20 protein-coding genes are annotated in these 15,082 nt (G+C 68.8%); 12 read left to right on the forward strand and 8 right to left on the reverse strand.

Annotated elements, in window-relative coordinates:
• Positions 1–125 precede the first annotated feature (125 nt).
• The 4 genes from NKI68_RS04890 to NKI68_RS04905 all read right to left on the reverse strand — a co-directional run bounded on the left by NKI68_RS04890 (position 126) and on the right by NKI68_RS04905 (position 4,194).
• A complete protein-coding gene (locus NKI68_RS04890) occupies positions 126–1,235 on the reverse strand; it encodes a BtrH N-terminal domain-containing protein (RefSeq protein ID WP_254545578.1) in 1,110 nt (369 codons plus the stop codon).
• Between the two features lie 94 nt (positions 1,236–1,329).
• Positions 1,330–2,148, reverse strand: coding sequence for an ABC transporter permease (locus tag NKI68_RS04895; RefSeq protein WP_254545579.1), 819 nt, complete (start codon positions 2,146–2,148; stop codon positions 1,330–1,332).
• On the reverse strand, positions 2,148–2,819 hold the full coding sequence (locus NKI68_RS04900) for an ABC transporter ATP-binding protein (protein ID WP_254545580.1): 672 nt from the start codon (positions 2,817–2,819) through the stop codon (positions 2,148–2,150). The genes NKI68_RS04895 and NKI68_RS04900 overlap by 1 nt, the downstream gene beginning before the upstream one ends.
• Positions 2,820–3,057: 238 nt before the next feature.
• On the reverse strand, positions 3,058–4,194 hold the full coding sequence (locus NKI68_RS04905; RefSeq protein ID WP_254545582.1) for a thiolase family protein: 1,137 nt from the start codon (positions 4,192–4,194) through the stop codon (positions 3,058–3,060).
• A 155-nt stretch (positions 4,195–4,349) separates the two neighbouring features.
• Here NKI68_RS04905 and NKI68_RS04910 point away from each other — a divergent pair, with 155 nt between their 5' ends.
• From NKI68_RS04910 to NKI68_RS04920, 3 genes are read left to right on the forward strand one after another with little or no spacing between them, the layout of a single operon-like run.
• The gene (locus tag NKI68_RS04910; RefSeq protein ID WP_254545584.1) at positions 4,350–5,774 is read left to right on the forward strand and encodes an ATP-binding protein; all 1,425 of its coding nucleotides are present in this window, start codon (positions 4,350–4,352) and stop codon (positions 5,772–5,774) included.
• 3 nt (positions 5,775–5,777) lie between these two features.
• On the forward strand, positions 5,778–6,602 hold the full coding sequence (locus NKI68_RS04915; protein WP_254545585.1) for an MBL fold metallo-hydrolase: 825 nt from the start codon (positions 5,778–5,780) through the stop codon (positions 6,600–6,602).
• A gap of 3 nt (positions 6,603–6,605) precedes the next feature.
• A complete protein-coding gene (locus NKI68_RS04920; RefSeq protein WP_254545586.1) occupies positions 6,606–7,112 on the forward strand; it encodes a phosphoribosyltransferase family protein in 507 nt (168 codons plus the stop codon).
• Between the two features lie 4 nt (positions 7,113–7,116).
• Here the strand turns inward: NKI68_RS04920 and NKI68_RS04925 are convergent, their stop codons facing one another.
• The 3 genes from NKI68_RS04925 to NKI68_RS04930 all read right to left on the reverse strand — a co-directional run bounded on the left by NKI68_RS04925 (position 7,117) and on the right by NKI68_RS04930 (position 9,187).
• On the reverse strand, positions 7,117–8,097 hold the full coding sequence (locus NKI68_RS04925) for a DUF5787 family protein (RefSeq protein ID WP_254545587.1): 981 nt from the start codon (positions 8,095–8,097) through the stop codon (positions 7,117–7,119).
• Positions 8,098–8,232: 135 nt separating this feature from the next.
• Positions 8,233–8,355, reverse strand: a complete 123-nt coding sequence (locus NKI68_RS23520; RefSeq protein ID WP_256562672.1) for a hypothetical protein — start codon at positions 8,353–8,355, stop codon at positions 8,233–8,235.
• Between the two features lie 157 nt (positions 8,356–8,512).
• Complete coding sequence (locus tag NKI68_RS04930) at positions 8,513–9,187, reverse strand: hydrolase (RefSeq protein ID WP_254545589.1); 675 nt, start codon at positions 9,185–9,187, stop codon at positions 8,513–8,515.
• 274 nt (positions 9,188–9,461) lie between these two features.
• Here NKI68_RS04930 and NKI68_RS04935 point away from each other — a divergent pair, with 274 nt between their 5' ends.
• Genes NKI68_RS04935 through NKI68_RS04955 form a run of 5 tightly spaced genes read left to right on the forward strand, consistent with a single transcriptional unit; the run spans position 9,462 to position 12,379 of the window.
• A complete protein-coding gene (locus NKI68_RS04935) occupies positions 9,462–10,691 on the forward strand; it encodes a translation initiation factor IF-2 subunit gamma (protein ID WP_254545591.1) in 1,230 nt (409 codons plus the stop codon).
• Positions 10,692–10,727: 36 nt separating this feature from the next.
• Complete coding sequence (locus tag NKI68_RS04940; RefSeq protein WP_368410930.1) at positions 10,728–11,078, forward strand: PIN domain-containing protein; 351 nt, start codon at positions 10,728–10,730, stop codon at positions 11,076–11,078.
• 2 nt (positions 11,079–11,080) lie between these two features.
• On the forward strand, positions 11,081–11,644 hold the full coding sequence (locus NKI68_RS04945; RefSeq protein WP_254545594.1) for a DNA-directed RNA polymerase: 564 nt from the start codon (positions 11,081–11,083) through the stop codon (positions 11,642–11,644).
• 2 nt (positions 11,645–11,646) lie between these two features.
• The gene (gene spt4 / locus NKI68_RS04950; protein WP_254545595.1) at positions 11,647–11,844 is read left to right on the forward strand and encodes a transcription elongation factor subunit Spt4; all 198 of its coding nucleotides are present in this window, start codon (positions 11,647–11,649) and stop codon (positions 11,842–11,844) included.
• Positions 11,845–11,851: 7 nt separating this feature from the next.
• Positions 11,852–12,379, forward strand: a complete 528-nt coding sequence (locus NKI68_RS04955) for a GTP-dependent dephospho-CoA kinase family protein (RefSeq protein WP_254545596.1) — start codon at positions 11,852–11,854, stop codon at positions 12,377–12,379.
• A 193-nt stretch (positions 12,380–12,572) separates the two neighbouring features.
• On the opposite strand, the gene NKI68_RS04960 is transcribed toward NKI68_RS04955, so the two are convergent.
• Positions 12,573–12,959: a winged helix-turn-helix domain-containing protein gene (locus tag NKI68_RS04960; protein WP_254545598.1), complete on the reverse strand. Its 387-nt coding sequence runs from the start codon at positions 12,957–12,959 to the stop codon at positions 12,573–12,575.
• 322 nt (positions 12,960–13,281) lie between these two features.
• Here NKI68_RS04960 and NKI68_RS04965 point away from each other — a divergent pair, with 322 nt between their 5' ends.
• From NKI68_RS04965 to NKI68_RS04980, 4 genes are all read left to right on the forward strand, one after another.
• Positions 13,282–13,638 (forward strand): DUF7718 family protein, encoded by a 357-nt coding sequence (locus tag NKI68_RS04965; protein ID WP_254545599.1) that lies wholly within the window; start codon positions 13,282–13,284, stop codon positions 13,636–13,638.
• A gap of 298 nt (positions 13,639–13,936) precedes the next feature.
• Positions 13,937–14,464 carry a hypothetical protein gene (locus tag NKI68_RS04970; RefSeq protein ID WP_254545600.1) on the forward strand — a complete coding sequence of 176 codons (528 nt, stop codon included), beginning with the start codon at positions 13,937–13,939 and terminating at the stop codon, positions 14,462–14,464.
• Between the two features lie 158 nt (positions 14,465–14,622).
• Positions 14,623–14,943 (forward strand): 30S ribosomal protein S24e, encoded by a 321-nt coding sequence (locus NKI68_RS04975; RefSeq protein ID WP_254545601.1) that lies wholly within the window; start codon positions 14,623–14,625, stop codon positions 14,941–14,943.
• Positions 14,944–15,078: a 30S ribosomal protein S27ae gene (locus tag NKI68_RS04980; RefSeq protein ID WP_254545602.1), complete on the forward strand. Its 135-nt coding sequence runs from the start codon at positions 14,944–14,946 to the stop codon at positions 15,076–15,078.
• Positions 15,079–15,082 lie beyond the last annotated feature (4 nt).

Below are 15,082 nucleotides of genomic sequence, written 5' to 3' on the forward strand. Positions count from 1 at the left end.
CATCGACATGCGCTCGACTACCTCACATCCGCCACGGGCGAGCGACTGGTCGCCGAGGTCCGCGGCGTCTACGAGACCGGCGACGTGACCGACGAGACGCCGTGGACCGCCGGCGTCGAGGAGGCTCAGTCGAGGATCGACCGGTAGAGGGCTTCCTCCCGGTCCGCGAGCGCCTCGATGGCCTCGCCCGCCGCCGCGAGCCCCCTCGATAGCTCCGCCTCGTCCGCCTCGCTCGCCTCCCGAAGCGTCAGGGCCGCGTCGGTCCAGGCGTCCGCGATCGCGGCCGTCTCCTCGGTCACGTGCTCGCCGTATGGGTGCCCGACGGTCCGGAGGAAGTCGCGCTGGAGGCCGCGGAACGCCCCGCCGCCCGTGCCGCGCCGCTCGACGTTCTGGTAGGCGAAGCGCGTCGTCCAGGCGGGATCGGGGAGCGCGGTCCACCCCGGGAGGTCGGCGGCGAGCGCCCGGACGCCGTCGAGTCCGTGGACGCCGAACGCGCCCACGTCGTGGACCGCGTCGCGCGGGTCGAGCATGTAGCGCGCCGTCGCCTCCGTGGCGGTCGCGACGGCCTCCTCGACGGGCACCCGGATCTCGGGGTCAGTCACGACGAGATAACGGTTGCGAGTCGGGTAACTCAGGTCGGGCGGGACGGTCATCGCCGCCCGCAGGGACTCGACGGGCACGCGCTGCGGTTCCGGAAATTCGCTGTCGGAGAGGACGACGTACTCCGTCCCGCTCCCGTGGCTCCCTCCGTCACCCTCCTCGCTCCCGTGGCCCCCTCCGTCTCCCTCGCTCCCGTCACCCTCGTCTTCCGCCCCCTCCTCCTCTCTCTCGCGCTCGTACTCACGCCCGTATCCCACGACGAGCAGCGCGTGCGGCGAGAAGTGCGTGTCCGTCCCGAAGTAGTCGAGGTGGTAGATGTCGGCGAAGACCAGCGCGGGGTCGCCCGCATCCACGCGCGCCCGGATCTCGCCCCACGCCGTCGCCCAGTCCTCGCCCGACCGCTCCTCGTACCCGATCCCGAGGTTCTCGAAGAACGCGCGTTCGAGGTACGGCGGTCGGCCGAAGAACGCGCGGTGCGGCGGGTTCGGCAGTTCGAAGTAGGTGAACCCGAGCCCCGAGGCGAGGCCGAAGCAGGTCGGCTCGTCGAACCCCCAGCCGTAGTAGGTAGCGAGGTTGCGCAGGGACGTAGAGCCGCAGTGGCGTCCCGGCGCGTGCTCGTAGTCGGGGATGTGCATGGCCGTCCATGCGGCGTCGTCGGAGTAAGTCGTTCCGTCCGGGCGACGGACGCGGCGAGCATTCGGGCGTTCCCGGCGACCGCTCGCCCGTACGCTACGCCCCCTCGCCGTCCTCGATCTCCTTCAGCTGCTCGGCCTCGGTGAAGACGTACTTCCCGATCAGGAGGCTGCTGGTCATGCTCGTCAGGCCGCCCGCGCCGAAGATCATCGCCATGATGACGAACTGGTAGAGGGCGGCGTAGATCGGGTTCTCCCCGCCGAGGATCATCCCGGCCATGATCCCCGGGATCCACACCCATCCCAGGCTCTTCAGCGAGTCGACGACGGGGATGAGCGACGCCCGGACGCCCGTCTCGACGTGCCGGGAGATTACGGCGGCGGGCGGCGCGCCGAGGGCGAGGCCCGCCTCGATCTCGGCGCGGTTGGACGCGATCTCGCCCTTGAACCGATCGAGCGCGAGCGAGTTGATCTGCATCGCGTTCGCGATGATCATGCTCCCGACGGGCACGAGGTTGCGGACCGTCGCCTCGATCGCGCCCGCGAGCGTCATCGTCACGATCACCAGCCCCGAGCCGAGGGCGATCGCGACGAAGGAGACGCGGACCACGCCGGGGAGCCCCTCGCCGCGCTCCTTCGAGATCCACGTCGCCCCGCCCATCATGAACAGCAGGACGAGGCCGCTCCAGACGAGGTCGACGGTCAGCAGGATCCCGACGATCGACCCCATCGCGACGATCTGCACCAGTCCCCGGGCCAGCGCGACGCCGAGTTCGCGCTCCAGCGCGAGCCCGCGGAATCGCGAGATCCCGACGACGATCGCCGCGAGCGCGCCCGCGGCGGCGACCTGCGCCACCCCGGTGAGGAGCACGGGATCGGAGAGCTGTTCGAGGAGCCGCTCGACGACCGCCTGCATCACGGGAGCACCTCCTCGACCGGGCCGACCCGCTCGAGGCGTCCCGCCCGCAGCACCATGGCGTGGTCGCCCATCCGTCGCGCCTGGTCCTCGTCGTGGGTGACCATCACGACGGTGAGGTCGAGGTCGGCGATCAGCTCCGAGAGGAGCGATTCGACGCGCGCTTCGGCCGCCGAGTCGAGGTGGGAGGTCGGCTCGTCGAGCAACAGGACGTCCGGGTCGTTCAGCAGGGTGCGGGCGATCGCGACCCGCTGTTTCTCGCCGCCCGAGAGGTCCTCGACGTCGCGGTCGCAGTACCCGGCGAGGCCGAGGCGCTCGAGGAGTTCCTCGACGTGCGCTTCGTCTATCGGGTCGCCTCGAAGCCGCGGGCCGCGGGCGACGTTCTCGAACACCGTGCCGGGGACGAGCGCGGGGTCCTGCGGGACGAGGCCGACCCGCCTGCGGAGGTCCCGTGGCGGGATCGCCCGGTAGTCCTCGCCCTCGATCAGCACCGTCCCCTCGGTCGGCTCGTCGAGCCGGTCGAGCAGGCGGAGGAACGACGACTTCCCGGACCCCGACGGCCCGACGACGACGAGCACCGTCGACTCGGGGATCGCGACGGAGACGTCGTCGACGATGCGCTCGCCGTCGACGGTCCGCGAGAGGTTTCGCGTCTCGAGTATCGGCGTCATCTTACTACAGGTAGGACACCTGCACTGTTCACTCCGACTATCGAAAGTACTTCTCATCAAGAAACGGGCAGCCGAGGACGGTTCGAATCGAACTGTGCGTATTCGGAACACTGTTCACGTTAGGAAACGCGCGTCGTCGCTCCCGTCGGAGCGCTCACTCCGTTCGCGCTCCGGTGGTCGCTCCTCGGCCCGCTCGCTCCGCTCGCGGTACGACGAAAAGATAGAGGAGTGAGGGTGTCTATCGGAAGAACTCGATCGCCGCACCCTGCCCGAAGCCGACGCACTCGGTGGCGATGCCCGCGTTCGCGTCCCGCTGCCCCATCTCGTGGACGAGCGCGACGGGGAGGCGCGCGCCGCTCGCGCCGAGCGGGTGGCCGATGGCGATCGCGCCGCCGTTGACGTTGTACCTCTCGTCGTCGATGCCGAGTTCGCGCTGGCAGTAGAGCGTCTGGGAGGCGAACGCCTCGTTGAGTTCGACGAGGTCGTAGTCGTCGATCGTGCGGTCGGTGCGTTCGAGCAGCTTCCGGACGGCGGGGACCGGGCCGATCCCCATGACCGTCGGATCGACGCCCGCGACGCTGTTGTTGCCCACCTCGGCCATGATCTCGAGGCCGCGCTCCTCGGCGAAGGCCTCGCTCGTGACGAGCAGGCCCGCCGCGCCGTCGGAGATCTGCGAGGCGTTGCCGGGCGTGACCGTGCCGTTCGACTTGAACACCGTCGGGAGTTTCCCGAGGGCCTCGAGCGAGGTGTCGCGTCGGATTCCCTCGTCCTCCGTGACCAGTTCCTCGCCGTTGTCGATCGGGACGATCTGGTCCTCGAAGCGCCCGGAGTCGGTCGCCTCGGCGGCGCGCCGCTGGCTGCGCAGGGCGTACTCGTCCTGCGCCTCGCGGGAGATGTCGAACTCCTCTGCGACCTTCTCCGCGGTCATCCCCATCGAGAGTTCGGCGACGTTGTAGTACTCGTTCATCCGGGGGTGGACGCTCCCCGTGTTCTCGCCCATCTTCACGCGGGACATGTTCTCGACGCCGCCCGCGATGATCGCGTCGCGCTGGCCGGCGCGGATGGCGTCGGACGCGCTGATGACCGCCTGCGCGGAGGACGCACACCAGCGGTTGATCGTCGTGGCCGGGACGGACTCGCCGAGGTCCGACAGGAGCGCGATGACCCGCGCCAGGTTGTTGCCCTGCTCGCCGCGCTGCTGGGCGCACCCCCACATCAGGTCGTCCACGTCCTCGCCGGAGAGGCCCGTCTCGGCGAGTATCTCGTCGACGAGCGGGATCGAGAGGTCCTCGCTGCGGACGTCGGCGAAGACGCCGTCTTCCTTCCCCTGCGGGGTGCGGTACGCGCGGACGACGACCGGTGTCGAATCTGCCATACTCGAACGAGTGGCTTCACAGTGTTAAACTTCACCGTACGAATTGCTAACAACTGCTGACCACCGGCGAGGCGTTTGTGTCCCTCGAATCGGAACGTGGACGCTCAGACGGTCTTCGACGGTCTTATACCCCTCGCAGATCAAATAATCGGGAAATGACCGGCCCGGCGCTCGACATTGTCGAATTCATGCTCACCGCGCGTGTCTACTCCGACAACCGTGAGCTCGACCCCGGTGACCTGCCCCCGCCCTATCGGCGCGCCTTCTGGAACGCCGACGCCGAGCCAGACGAGTCGACGGGCCGGCCAGCGCCCGGCGGCATCGAACGGCCGCTCACGGTCACGGCGACGACCATCACGGAGGCGACGGGCTACGGCCACCCGTGGGACGCCATCTCCGGACTGATGTTCACCGGGAAGAAGGACTTCTCCGGGGCGATCGAGTTCACGGACCTCGGGATGGCCGAGAAGTGGTACCGCGAGCGGACCTCCGCCGAGCGGTTGCTCGACAACCCGACGCTCGCGCTCTACTTCGAGGAGGACTTCGAGGGCGTCGACTACGAGACGGCCCGCGCGCGCAACCGCCCGATCCACGCCGACCGCGTCTGGATCGACAGCCTGCTCGAACAGATGTTCGACGAGGAGGACGAGGAGATGCTCGACCTCGTCGAGGTGCGCGCGCCCGAGGAGGTCGAGATGACCCTCGACGACCTCGTGCTCACCGCCGACCAGGAGGGGGAGATCCTGAAGATCGTGAAGGCCATCGAGCACCGCGACTACCTCGCCAGCATCGGCCTGCGCGAGATCGGGAAGCTGCTGTTCGTCGGCCCGCCGGGGACCGGGAAGACGACCAGCGCCCGCGCGCTCGCCCACGACCTCGACCTGCCGTTCGTCGAGGTGAAGCTGTCGATGATCACGAGCCAGTACCTCGGCGAGACGGCGAAGAACGTCGACAAGGCCTTCGAGGTGGCCAAACGGCTCGCCCCCTGCATCTTCTTCATGGACGAGTTCGACTTCGTGGCGAAGACGCGCGCCTCTGACGAGCACGCGGCGATCAAGCGCGCCGTCAACACGCTGCTCAAGAGCATCGACGAGATCTCGCTCATCCAGGACGAGGTGCTCCTCATCGGCGCGACGAACCACCCCGACCAGCTCGACGCGGCCGCCTGGCGGCGCTTCGACGAGATCGTCAACTTCCCGAAGCCGGACCACCAGATGCGCGCCGACATCCTCCGGGTCATCACCCGGCAGATGGAGATCGTGGACTTCGACCCCGAGGCGCTGGCCGACGAGACGGAGGGGCTCACCGGCAGCGACCTCCGGCTCGTCCTCAGGGAGGCGGTCCTCGACGCGCTCACCGAGGAGCGCACGACGCTCACCCAGGGGGACCTGGAGGACGCCGTCGCCGGGTTCGAGGAGCGCGACAACCTGAAGAACATGGACATGATGAACGGCGACCCCGACGCGCTCATCGCGGGTAACGGCCACGACGCCGGCGGACGCTCCCACGATCACGATCACGATCACGATCACGACCACGACCACGACCACGCGCACGATCGCCCCGCGGACGGGGTCTGACGGATGCGCGTCACCCTCCTCGGGACGGGCGACACCACCGGCACCCCGACGGTCGGCTGCGCGTGCGATACCTGCGAGGCGGCCCGCGAGCGCGGCGTCGAGCGCTCGCGCTTCTCCGTCCACGTCGAGAACGAACGGCGCGGCGAGTCGCTGCTCGTCGACGCGAGCCCAGACTTCCGACACCAGTTTCTCACCCAGGAGACGCCGCTTCCGGACGCGGTCGTCGTCACGCACGTCCACTTCGACCACCTCGACGGCCTCGGCAACGCCTACCGCCTGCTCGGCGACCTCCCGGTCCACGCCGCGGACGAGACGGACCCGGAGACCGGCGAGAGCGTCGCCGAGACGGTCGCCTCGAAGTTCGACTACCTCGACCAGCTCGACGTGCACCCCGAGACGCCGTTCGAGCCGTTCGAGGCGTGCGGGCTCCGGGTGACGCTCGTCCCGGTTGACCACCCGCCGCTGCTGTGCTACGGCCTGGCGATCGAGGACCCCGAGACGGGCGCGAAGCTCTCGCTGTCGGGGGACACGAGCTACGGGATCCCCGACGACTCCCGCGCGGTGCTCGCCGACCCCGACCTCCTGCTCGCGGACGCGATCGTCCCCGCCCGCCTCTGCGAGTACCACCCTATCGGCGGGAGACACGAAGACGAGGAGGGGGTGTCGCGCACGTTCGGCACGAAGCACATGACCACCGAGGGGGCGCTCGCGCTCGCCGACGACCTCCGGGCGGACGAGGTGCGCCTCGTCCACGTCTCGCACTTCCCGACCCCGGAGGAGGCGTTCGGCGACCCCGCGGCGGTCGACGGCGAGCGGTACGTGCTGTAGACGATGGACTACGCGTACTACTACGAGCGTATGAACACCGAGGCCGTCGGCCGCTACGACGTGAGCCCGCTGCTCGCCGACGGGGACGTGTTCGCGAATCTCGTCGCGGACCTGCTCGACCCGCTCGCCGACGACTACACCCGCGTCGTCGGTATCGAGGCGCTCGGATTCGTCCTCGGCGGTGCCGCCGCCCGCGAGGCCGGCGTCGGCTTCGTCCCCGTTCGGAAGGGCGGGAAGCTACCGCTCCGCGACGACGAGGTGCTCCGGCGCGAGGTGACGGACTACTCCGGGGAGGGGAAGACGCTCGAACTCGCCGTGGGCGCGCTCAACGGCGATGATCGGGTGCTCGTCGTCGACGACTGGATAGAGACCGGCGCGCAGATGCGCGCAGCGTGCGATCTCGTGGAGTCGGCGGACGGCGAGATCGCGGGAGTCAGCGTCCTCCGCGCGCACCGCGACGAGCGGACGCGCGACCTCTTCGAACGGTACGACGTGTACTCGCTCGGCTGAACGGCTACGAGAACCGATCCAGCCCCGCCTGCTCGCGCCGCGCGCCAGCCGGGTCGCGCACCCACGGCGAGTGTTCGTCGCGGTGGGCGTCGAGGTCGACGTTGGGGACCGCGACGCTCCCGGCCTCGCCGCTCCCGCCTTCGCCCTCGCCCTCCGCGCAGTCGCAGGGGTTCGACGGGCCGACGACGCGCCCCTCGCGGGCGCAGTACGGGATCCCACCGACGCCCGCGATCGGTCGGTCCTCGACGTGCGGGCAATCGGGGAAGGTGACGCGCCAGCCCTTGCCGTAGGCGCGCTCGGCGAGGCGGCGGCGCAGGCGAGCCTTCTCGGCGGCGCTGACGACGCGCACCCGCGTCCGGCTCGGGCGCTCTTCCAGCACGTCGATCCCGTCCTCGGAGGCGGCGAGCGGCGTCGGCTCGCGCACCACCTCGTACGCGCCGGTCTCCCCATGGACCCGCCAGACGCCCACCGCCTCGGGGATGCGGTTGAGGTGCGCCCGCGTCACGTAGGACTCGGTGGCGAGGACGATCTCGTCCACGACGGCGAGGCTCACGTCCTTCCGGAGTTGCGTCTCCAGGTCGCCGGGTCGCCCGAGGTCTGGCTTGTTCTCGATCCCGACGAGGCGCGAGAACCAGTCGGGGTAGCGCGCGGTCTGTCTGACGTACGTGCGCCCCGAGCGCCGCTCGCGCTCGAAGAAGCCGACCTCGCAGGCGCGCTCGACGGCGCTCCGCGCGCGGTCGGGGTGACAGTCGAAGCAGTCCTTCCAGTAGCGGGCGCGCCCGGTGCCGACGTCGGCCTCGATGGCCGCGTCGGGGATGCGATCGGGCGTGATGCGCGTCCGGGCGTCGAACTCGGGGCCGGGTTCGACGAGCAGCGCGTCGAGCACGCGCCGGCCGCGCGTGCTCGTCCCGAGCTGTCGGCTGACGAGGTGCCCCCCGCTCTCCAGGCGGGCGCACAGCGCCATCTCGAACGCGAACTCGCGCACGGTCGTCGTTGGACGAGCGACGAGAAAAGTCACGCGGGCGCGGTGCTCGCGGTCGCTCTACCTACCGTCGGCGGTCGTCGCGACCGAACGTCGACGCTCGGGCCCCCCTCGACCGGGGGCGGCCGGCCGGCGGCGTCACTCCTCTCGCTCCTCCGTGACGGGGATCTCCCGGCCGTCGAGGTCGTCGCGCGACGAGCGACGGGTCAGCCCGGCCAGGTTCGTGACGAGCAGGTCGGGGAGGTGTCGCCAGCGTAGCATGGCGCGAACGTCGGGGAGCGCCGGTAAAGGCGTTTCGTAGCCGTCTGACGGTCGTTCGACGCGCGTCAGCCGTCGACTCGCCCGCGGCGCGCTACCGTGAGCGGTGCGCGCGGGAGACCCGCGCGCAGGGCGGTCGTCCGCACGTGGGCCCCCTATCCTACGCGGGGGGTTTCCTGCTCGCGGGTGCCTCCGAGGAGGCGTCGCCCGCGACCACGGTCTGGACGTACTCGATCCCCGTGCCGTACGCCCCGCTGTGCTCCTTGACGACGTCGAGCGTCGCGGCGTACGTCTCCTCGCGCGCCCAGTCGCGCTGGAACTCGAGGAGGACCTGCTGCCAGGTGACCGGGACGACGCCCGCCTGGATCATGCGTTCGACCGCCATCTCGTGGGCCTCTTTCGTGGTTCCGCCACACGCGTCGGTGACGACGTACACGTCGTAGCCGTCCGCCAGCGCGTCGAGCGCCGGGTAGCAGACGCACACCTCGGTCCACAGCCCCGCCAGCACGAGCTTCCGTCGACCGGTGGCGGTCACGGCGGCGACGAAGGCCTCGTCCTCCCAGGGGTTCATCGTCGTCCGCTCGATCGGCTCGGCGTCGGGAGCGGCGGCCGACAGCTCCGGCCAGAGGTCGCCGCTGTACGCCGGGTTGATCGACGTGAGGACGACGGGCACCTCGAACGCGCGCGCCGCCTTCGCGAGCGCGATCGTGTTGTTCTTCAGCGTCTGCCCGTCGATCGAGCCGATCCCGAACACCATCAGGGGCTGATGGTCGACGAACGCGACGGTGCAGTTGTCGGGGGCGAGGAGTTCGAGCCTCGTGTCGAGTGACGACATAGCACGTACCCGTACGCCCCCCGAACGCATAACGAAGTCGACAGTTCGGTCCGCGCGCCGACCGGTCTCGGAACGGGGCGGACGGGCGTGGGTGGCGTCGGCGGCCGGATTCACGTCCTGCCGCCCGTCGCTCTGTGGACGCGTTTCCGTCGTTCGCGCGGCGGCGATGGGTTCGGAGTCGGCGTTCGACCGGGTCGGGAGGAGGGCGAGCGAGCGAGGCGCGGTGAACCGCCAAGGTTAAATCCGCGACGCGGCGATATCACGCTATTACTTCATGACAGGGAACCACCGTCAACCGGAGGTGAATATCGGACTCGTCGGCCACGTCGACCACGGCAAGACGACGCTGGTCCAGGCGCTCAGCGGCGAGTGGACCGATCAGCACTCCGAGGAGATGAAGCGGGGTATCTCCATCCGTCTCGGCTACGCCGACGCGACGTTCCGGCAGTGCCCTGGCATGGACGCGCCGGAGTGCTACACCGTCGAGGAGACGTGTCCCGACGGGTCAGAGAGTGAGGTGCTCCGGACCGTCTCGTTCGTGGACGCCCCAGGACACGAGACGCTGATGGCGACGATGCTCTCGGGCGCGGCGATGATGGACGGTGCCGTCCTGCTCGTCGCGGCGAACGAACCCGTCCCGCAGGCCCAGACCGCGGAGCACCTGATGGCGCTCGACATCATCGGCATCGAGAACATCGTCATCGCGCAGAACAAGGTCGACCTCGTGAACGCCGATCGCGCCCGCGAGAACTACCGGGAGATCGAGGACTTCGTCGAGGGGACCGTCGCGGAGGACGCGCCGGTCGTCCCGATCTCGGCCCAGCAGGAGGTCAACATGGACCTCCTCATCCAGGCGATCGAGGAGTCCATCCCGACGCCCGAGCGCGACCCCGACGCCGACGCGCGCATGCAGGTCGCGCGCAGCTTCGACGTCAACCGGCCGGGCACCACCTTCGACGGGCTGATGGGCGGCGTCCTCGGGGGGAGCCTCACGCAGGGTCGCCTGCGCGTCGGCGACGAACTCGAGATCCGCCCCGGCCGACGGGTCGAGGAGGGCGGACAGGCGGAGTACCTGCCCGTCTCCACCTCGGTTCGGTCGCTCCAGGCGGGCGGCGAGATCGTCGACGAGGTCTCGCCCGGCGGCCTCCTCGGCGTCGGCACCGGGCTCGACCCCTCGCTGACGAAGGGCGACTCGCTGGCCGGACAGGTCGCCGGACCGCCCGGCAGCCTGCCGCCGACGTGGCACCAGTTCACGATGGAGGTCGAACTGCTCGACCGGCTCGTCGGCAGCGAGGACGACATCGAGCCGATCAACACGGGTGAGCCGCTCATGCTCACCGTCGGCACGGCGACGACGGTGGGCGCGGTCACGAGCGCCCGCGACGACGAGTGCGAGGTGAAGCTGAAGCGCCCCGTCTGCGCCGAACCCGGGGCGATCATCGCGATCAACCGGCGCGTCGGCACGCGCTGGCGGCTCATCGGAATCGGGACGCTCGCCGAGTGAGCGCGAGCGTCGAGTGAACGCCGAATGAGAGTCGCCATGGACACCAGCGCGCTGATGATGCCGGTCGAGTGCGGCGTCCGCGTCTTCGACGAACTCGACCGCCTCCTCGGGGAGTACGAGTGTATCGTCCCCCGTGCGGTGCTCCTGGAACTCGAGGGACTCGCGCGAGGGAGCGGGACGGAGGCGACCGCCGCCGCCGTCGGCCGCGACCTCGCCGAACGCTGTACGACGGTCGGAACGGACGCGACGTACGCGGACGACGCGCTCGTCGAACTCGCCGAGCTCGGGGCGTGCGACTACGTGGTCACGAACGATCGGCCCCTGCGTGACCGCCTCTCCGTCGGAGTAATCGGTATAAGGGGGCGAAACAAACTCGCAATCCACTGAACATGTACAAGAGGGTCAGACTACGCGACACGGTCGAGGTGCCCCCGCGGTTCCTCGACGACGTCTCAGAACAGCTGGTCAAGGAACTACTGCAGGACAAACTCGAGGGGCGGATGGACGAGGAGGTCGGCTCCGTCGTGAGCGTCGTCGAGGTCGTCGACATCGGCGAAGGGACCGTCCTCCCGAACCGCCCCGGCGTCTACTACGAGGCGGAGTTCTACGCGGTCACGTTCGACCCGCAGATGCAGGAGGTCATCGACGGCGAGGTCGTCGAGGTGGTCAACTTCGGCGCGTTCGTCGGGATCGGTCCCGTCGACGGCCTGCTGCACGTCTCTCAGATCTCCGACGAGTACCTCGCGTTCGACGAGGAGGGCCAGCAGCTCGCCTCACGGGAGTCGAACCAGGCGCTCGGGGTCGGCGATGCCGTCCGCGCGCGCATCGTCACCAAGAGCATCGACGAGCGCAACCCGCGGGACTCGAAGATCGGCCTGACCGCGAAGCAGCCCGGCCTCGGAAAGCACGGCTGGCTCCGCGAGAAACACGAGCAGGCCGCGGCGGGTGAGTGAGCATGGCGAAGCGACTCGTCTGTCGCGAGTGCCACCGCGTCCAGGACGCCGGCGAGGAGCAGTCCTGCGTCGTCTGCGGCTCGACCTCCCTCTCCGAGGACTGGGCGGGATACGTCATCATCGCCCACCCGGAGAAGAGCGAGATCGCCCGGGAGATGGACGTGGCGGAACCGGGCGCGTACGCGCTGAAGGTGCGCTGAACGGGCGATGCTCCGCCTCCCCGACGCGCTGCGCGCCGACCTGAAGGACCCCGTCGGGCCGATCTACACCGATCCGTCGACCCTCCTCGCCGACGCGGGCGACGGGCCGTTGATCGCCGTCGGCGACGTCGTCACCGAGCACCTGCTCCGCGAGACGGTGCCGGACGTGGCGCTCGTGGACGGACAGACGAAGCGCACGCCACTCGACGAGCGCGTGGACCTCTCGCCGTTCGACCGCGAGGTGCGCGTCGAGAACCCCGCGGCGACCCTCTCGCGGGACCTGCTCGTCGCGCTCCGGGAGGGGCTCGCGGGCGGGGAGACCGTCGCCGTCGTCGTCGACGGCGAGGAGGACCTCGCCGCCGTCCCCGCCATCGCCGTCGCCCCCCTCGGCGCGACCGTCGTCTACGGCCAGCCCGACGAGGGGATGGTCCTCGTCGTCGTGGACGAGACGGTCCGCGCCGACATGCGGGAGTTCCTCGGACGGATGGAGGGGGACGTCGTCGCGGCGGAGGCGGCGCTCGGGTTCGAGTCGTAGTTCGCACCGACGACGCCCGCCAGCGCTGGTCTCGGTGCATCGTCGCTGTCGAGCCGAAGCCGACGGCGCGCCCAACTAGTTTCGTGACCACGCGCGGTAAGGTGACGAACGCTCCGAGTAGGGGGACGAGAAACCGATTTTCAGCATACGAGAGGGAGGACTCGGACCGAGAAGAGGGGAGTACCGGACGAAATTAGACGACAGGTTCGACGACGACGTGGTCGTGCTTGAGGCGAGGAGCTTTCGCCCGACCCTCCTCTACGTACTCGACGACGTCGATGCTGGCGAGCTTCCGGAGATCACGGCTGACCACGCCTTTGTCGTAGCCCAGTTCGTCGGCGAGCGCGCGAACGGAGCGCGGTTCGTGTTCCTTCAGGTAGTCGAGGATCTCCAGGCGCCGTTCGTGGAAGACACTCTCGGCTCGTTCACGAGCGAGCACGAGCGTGTCAGGGAACCCGTGCTGAGTCAGCGCCTCCGAGAAGGAACTCCGGAAGTCCAGACGGGGATCCACTTCGGCCTCCTCGAACTCGAACTCGTTCGGGTCGGGGATCGGGGAGTGCCGGTCCTCGAATTCGGGCATTATTCTGTCCTCCTAACCGTTGTTAGGGATGCAACATAGAAAAGCCTTCGGAAGCTCGGATACTCGATGATCCGGTCCCTGTGCAGAGGAACGTATCGTACAGAAAATGTTAACTTTCGCCATTACTTGACAATAAACGAGATAGCATCCATCACGCTTCGCCGAAATTTGAACCTCTCGCCGGGAACGGTCTCCAAGTCGTGAGCCACCGTCCAGAGGGCGCACCGAACTGGTCGTGGCGGCGTAGCAACGGTGGTGACTCCGACGGTGTACAGACGATGAACGTACCTGGCACGCCCCGAACACGTACTCGAAATCTGTAATGTATAGTTTCGAATCGATCGACCTCGGTACGTACCGTGGTGACGACTACTTCTTGCTGGGCTTCGTCGAGCCCGAACCGTTCGAGGGCGAAGACTACGACCCCGACGAAGACGCGGAAAACTACGGTGTCACGTTGGTGCGAGAGGGGACGTACCCTCTCGAGGAGAACGTCGAGATCGTCCGTATGGACACCGCGCACGGACGACCGCACATGGATCTGGTCTATCTCCCGGACGACGCCGACGAGGATCGAAAGGTCTGGCTCGAGGACGGGTACACGTACGAACGGATGAAGCGATACCTCCTGGTGCACTGGGAGACGTTCGCTGATCGCTACATCCGGTACAACGAGTAGCAGTTCGGGTCGGAAAGATGGGTGTCCGGAGTGCCAACTACGCCGATGCGAAGGGTTCCGAGTCCTCGTGCGCGTCAGCCCGATCTCGACCTCGCGAGGATGGAGGGGGACGTCGTCGCGGCGGAGGCGGCACTCGGGTTCGAGTCGTAGTTCGCGGGAACAGCGGAGGCCGCACGCGACCTCGTTTCGTAAACAGCGTTACTGTCATCAGCGCAGTACGCTTTTCTATCAGCTATCCCTAATCGCGGGAACGGCGTTCGCCGTCGTCCGCCCGGGGGCGGTGATCCGGGGGGACACGGTGGCAGCCGCGCTCATCATGGACGAACTCACCGACCCCGAGACGCTGCGCGAACGTGACGACGCCGAGTTCATCGATGCCCCCCCGGAAGCGCACCAGGGGCACTTCGAGGTGTACGAGCCCATCGCGGGGATGGCCATCTCGGGCGTCACCGACGCCGACGGTCGACTCCTCCTGCTCCGGCAGGAGGACGAGCGAATTCCGGTTCTGCCGTACGGTCAGGTGTCTCTCGACGGCGACTGGGTGACGGCCGCCCGCGAAGCGGTGGCCGTCACGACCGGCGTCGCGGTTACCATCGACGGGGTGGTCCGGGTCCGCCGCGCCGCCTACCGCTCCGAGACGGGTGCGGAGACGACCGGCTACGACGTGGTGTTTTCGGCCACGCCGGTGGGCGACCTCGACCTCTCGGATGCGACGGGGTTGAGCTGTCGCCACGAGTGGAGCGCTACGTGGAACGCCCCCGACGCGATCGAGCTTCCCGACGACGAGGACAACGACGTGGTGAGCGATATTCGGTCGTTCCTCTGAGCCTCCCTGTTCCGCCCGTTCTGTCCCGTCTCGTCCTGTCTCCTCCGATGTATCCCGTCCCGGCGCGCCGTTTCACGGCCGCCGGGGCTCGTATTCCCACCGACTGACGGCTTCGAAATCCTTTTAGCCGGCTCGGGAGGAAATACGGGCAACGAACCATGGACATCGAAATCATCGAGGAGGAGGCGAACCCGATGCTGCACCGCTCGGACGTGCGCTTCGTGGTCGTCCACGACGAGGCGACCCCCTCCCGTCTCTCCGTCCGCGACAGTCTCGCCGCGAAGTTGAACAAGGACGCGGACGAGGTCGTCATCCACGAACTCGACACGAAGTACGGCATGCGAAAGACCCTCGGGTACGCGAAGGCCTACGAGACGCCCGACGACGCCCGCGACGTGGAGCAGGCGTACATGCTCGACCGCAACAAGATCGGCGCGGACGAGGAGGGCGACGCCGAAGCGGAGGCGGAGGAGGCGTAGATGCCCCGCCACGAGTACTACGGCGAGGACGGAACGGCAGAGAAGGAACAGTGCCCCCGCTGCGGGGACACCTTCCTCGCCGAGCACGAGGACCGCAAGCACTGCGGCAAGTGCGGCTACACCGAGTGGCTGTAAGCTG

It is taken from the genome of Halomarina pelagica, from assembly GCF_024228315.1.
Classification (GTDB): Archaea; Halobacteriota; Halobacteria; order Halobacteriales; family Haloarculaceae; genus Halomarina; species Halomarina pelagica.

Bases quoted from the DNA above. Each gene is read 5' to 3' on its own strand.
- NKI68_RS04915 (WP_254545585.1), top strand. From the start codon at position 5,778: ATGCGCGTCACCCTCCTCGGGACGGGCGACACCACCGGCACCCCGACG.
- spt4 (WP_254545595.1), top strand. From the start codon at position 11,647: ATGGCGAAGCGACTCGTCTGTCGCGAGTGCCACCGCGTCCAGGACGCC.
- NKI68_RS04910 (WP_254545584.1), top strand. From the start codon at position 4,350: ATGACCGGCCCGGCGCTCGACATTGTCGAATTCATGCTCACCGCGCGT.
- NKI68_RS04900 (WP_254545580.1), bottom strand. From the start codon at position 2,819: ATGACGCCGATACTCGAGACGCGAAACCTCTCGCGGACCGTCGACGGC.
- NKI68_RS04975 (WP_254545601.1), top strand. From the start codon at position 14,623: ATGGACATCGAAATCATCGAGGAGGAGGCGAACCCGATGCTGCACCGC.
- NKI68_RS23520 (WP_256562672.1), bottom strand. From the start codon at position 8,355: ATGCTACGCTGGCGACACCTCCCCGACCTGCTCGTCACGAACCTGGCC.
- NKI68_RS04905 (WP_254545582.1), bottom strand. From the start codon at position 4,194: ATGGCAGATTCGACACCGGTCGTCGTCCGCGCGTACCGCACCCCGCAG.
- NKI68_RS04965 (WP_254545599.1), top strand. From the start codon at position 13,282: ATGTATAGTTTCGAATCGATCGACCTCGGTACGTACCGTGGTGACGAC.
- NKI68_RS04930 (WP_254545589.1), bottom strand. From the start codon at position 9,187: ATGTCGTCACTCGACACGAGGCTCGAACTCCTCGCCCCCGACAACTGC.
- NKI68_RS04890 (WP_254545578.1), bottom strand. From the start codon at position 1,235: ATGCACATCCCCGACTACGAGCACGCGCCGGGACGCCACTGCGGCTCT.
- NKI68_RS04980 (WP_254545602.1), top strand. From the start codon at position 14,944: ATGCCCCGCCACGAGTACTACGGCGAGGACGGAACGGCAGAGAAGGAA.
- NKI68_RS04955 (WP_254545596.1), top strand. From the start codon at position 11,852: ATGCTCCGCCTCCCCGACGCGCTGCGCGCCGACCTGAAGGACCCCGTC.
- NKI68_RS04935 (WP_254545591.1), top strand. From the start codon at position 9,462: ATGACAGGGAACCACCGTCAACCGGAGGTGAATATCGGACTCGTCGGC.
- NKI68_RS04895 (WP_254545579.1), bottom strand. From the start codon at position 2,148: ATGCAGGCGGTCGTCGAGCGGCTCCTCGAACAGCTCTCCGATCCCGTG.
- NKI68_RS04960 (WP_254545598.1), bottom strand. From the start codon at position 12,959: ATGCCCGAATTCGAGGACCGGCACTCCCCGATCCCCGACCCGAACGAG.
- NKI68_RS04945 (WP_254545594.1), top strand. From the start codon at position 11,081: ATGTACAAGAGGGTCAGACTACGCGACACGGTCGAGGTGCCCCCGCGG.
- NKI68_RS04940 (WP_368410930.1), top strand. From the start codon at position 10,728: ATGGACACCAGCGCGCTGATGATGCCGGTCGAGTGCGGCGTCCGCGTC.
- NKI68_RS04920 (WP_254545586.1), top strand. From the start codon at position 6,606: ATGGACTACGCGTACTACTACGAGCGTATGAACACCGAGGCCGTCGGC.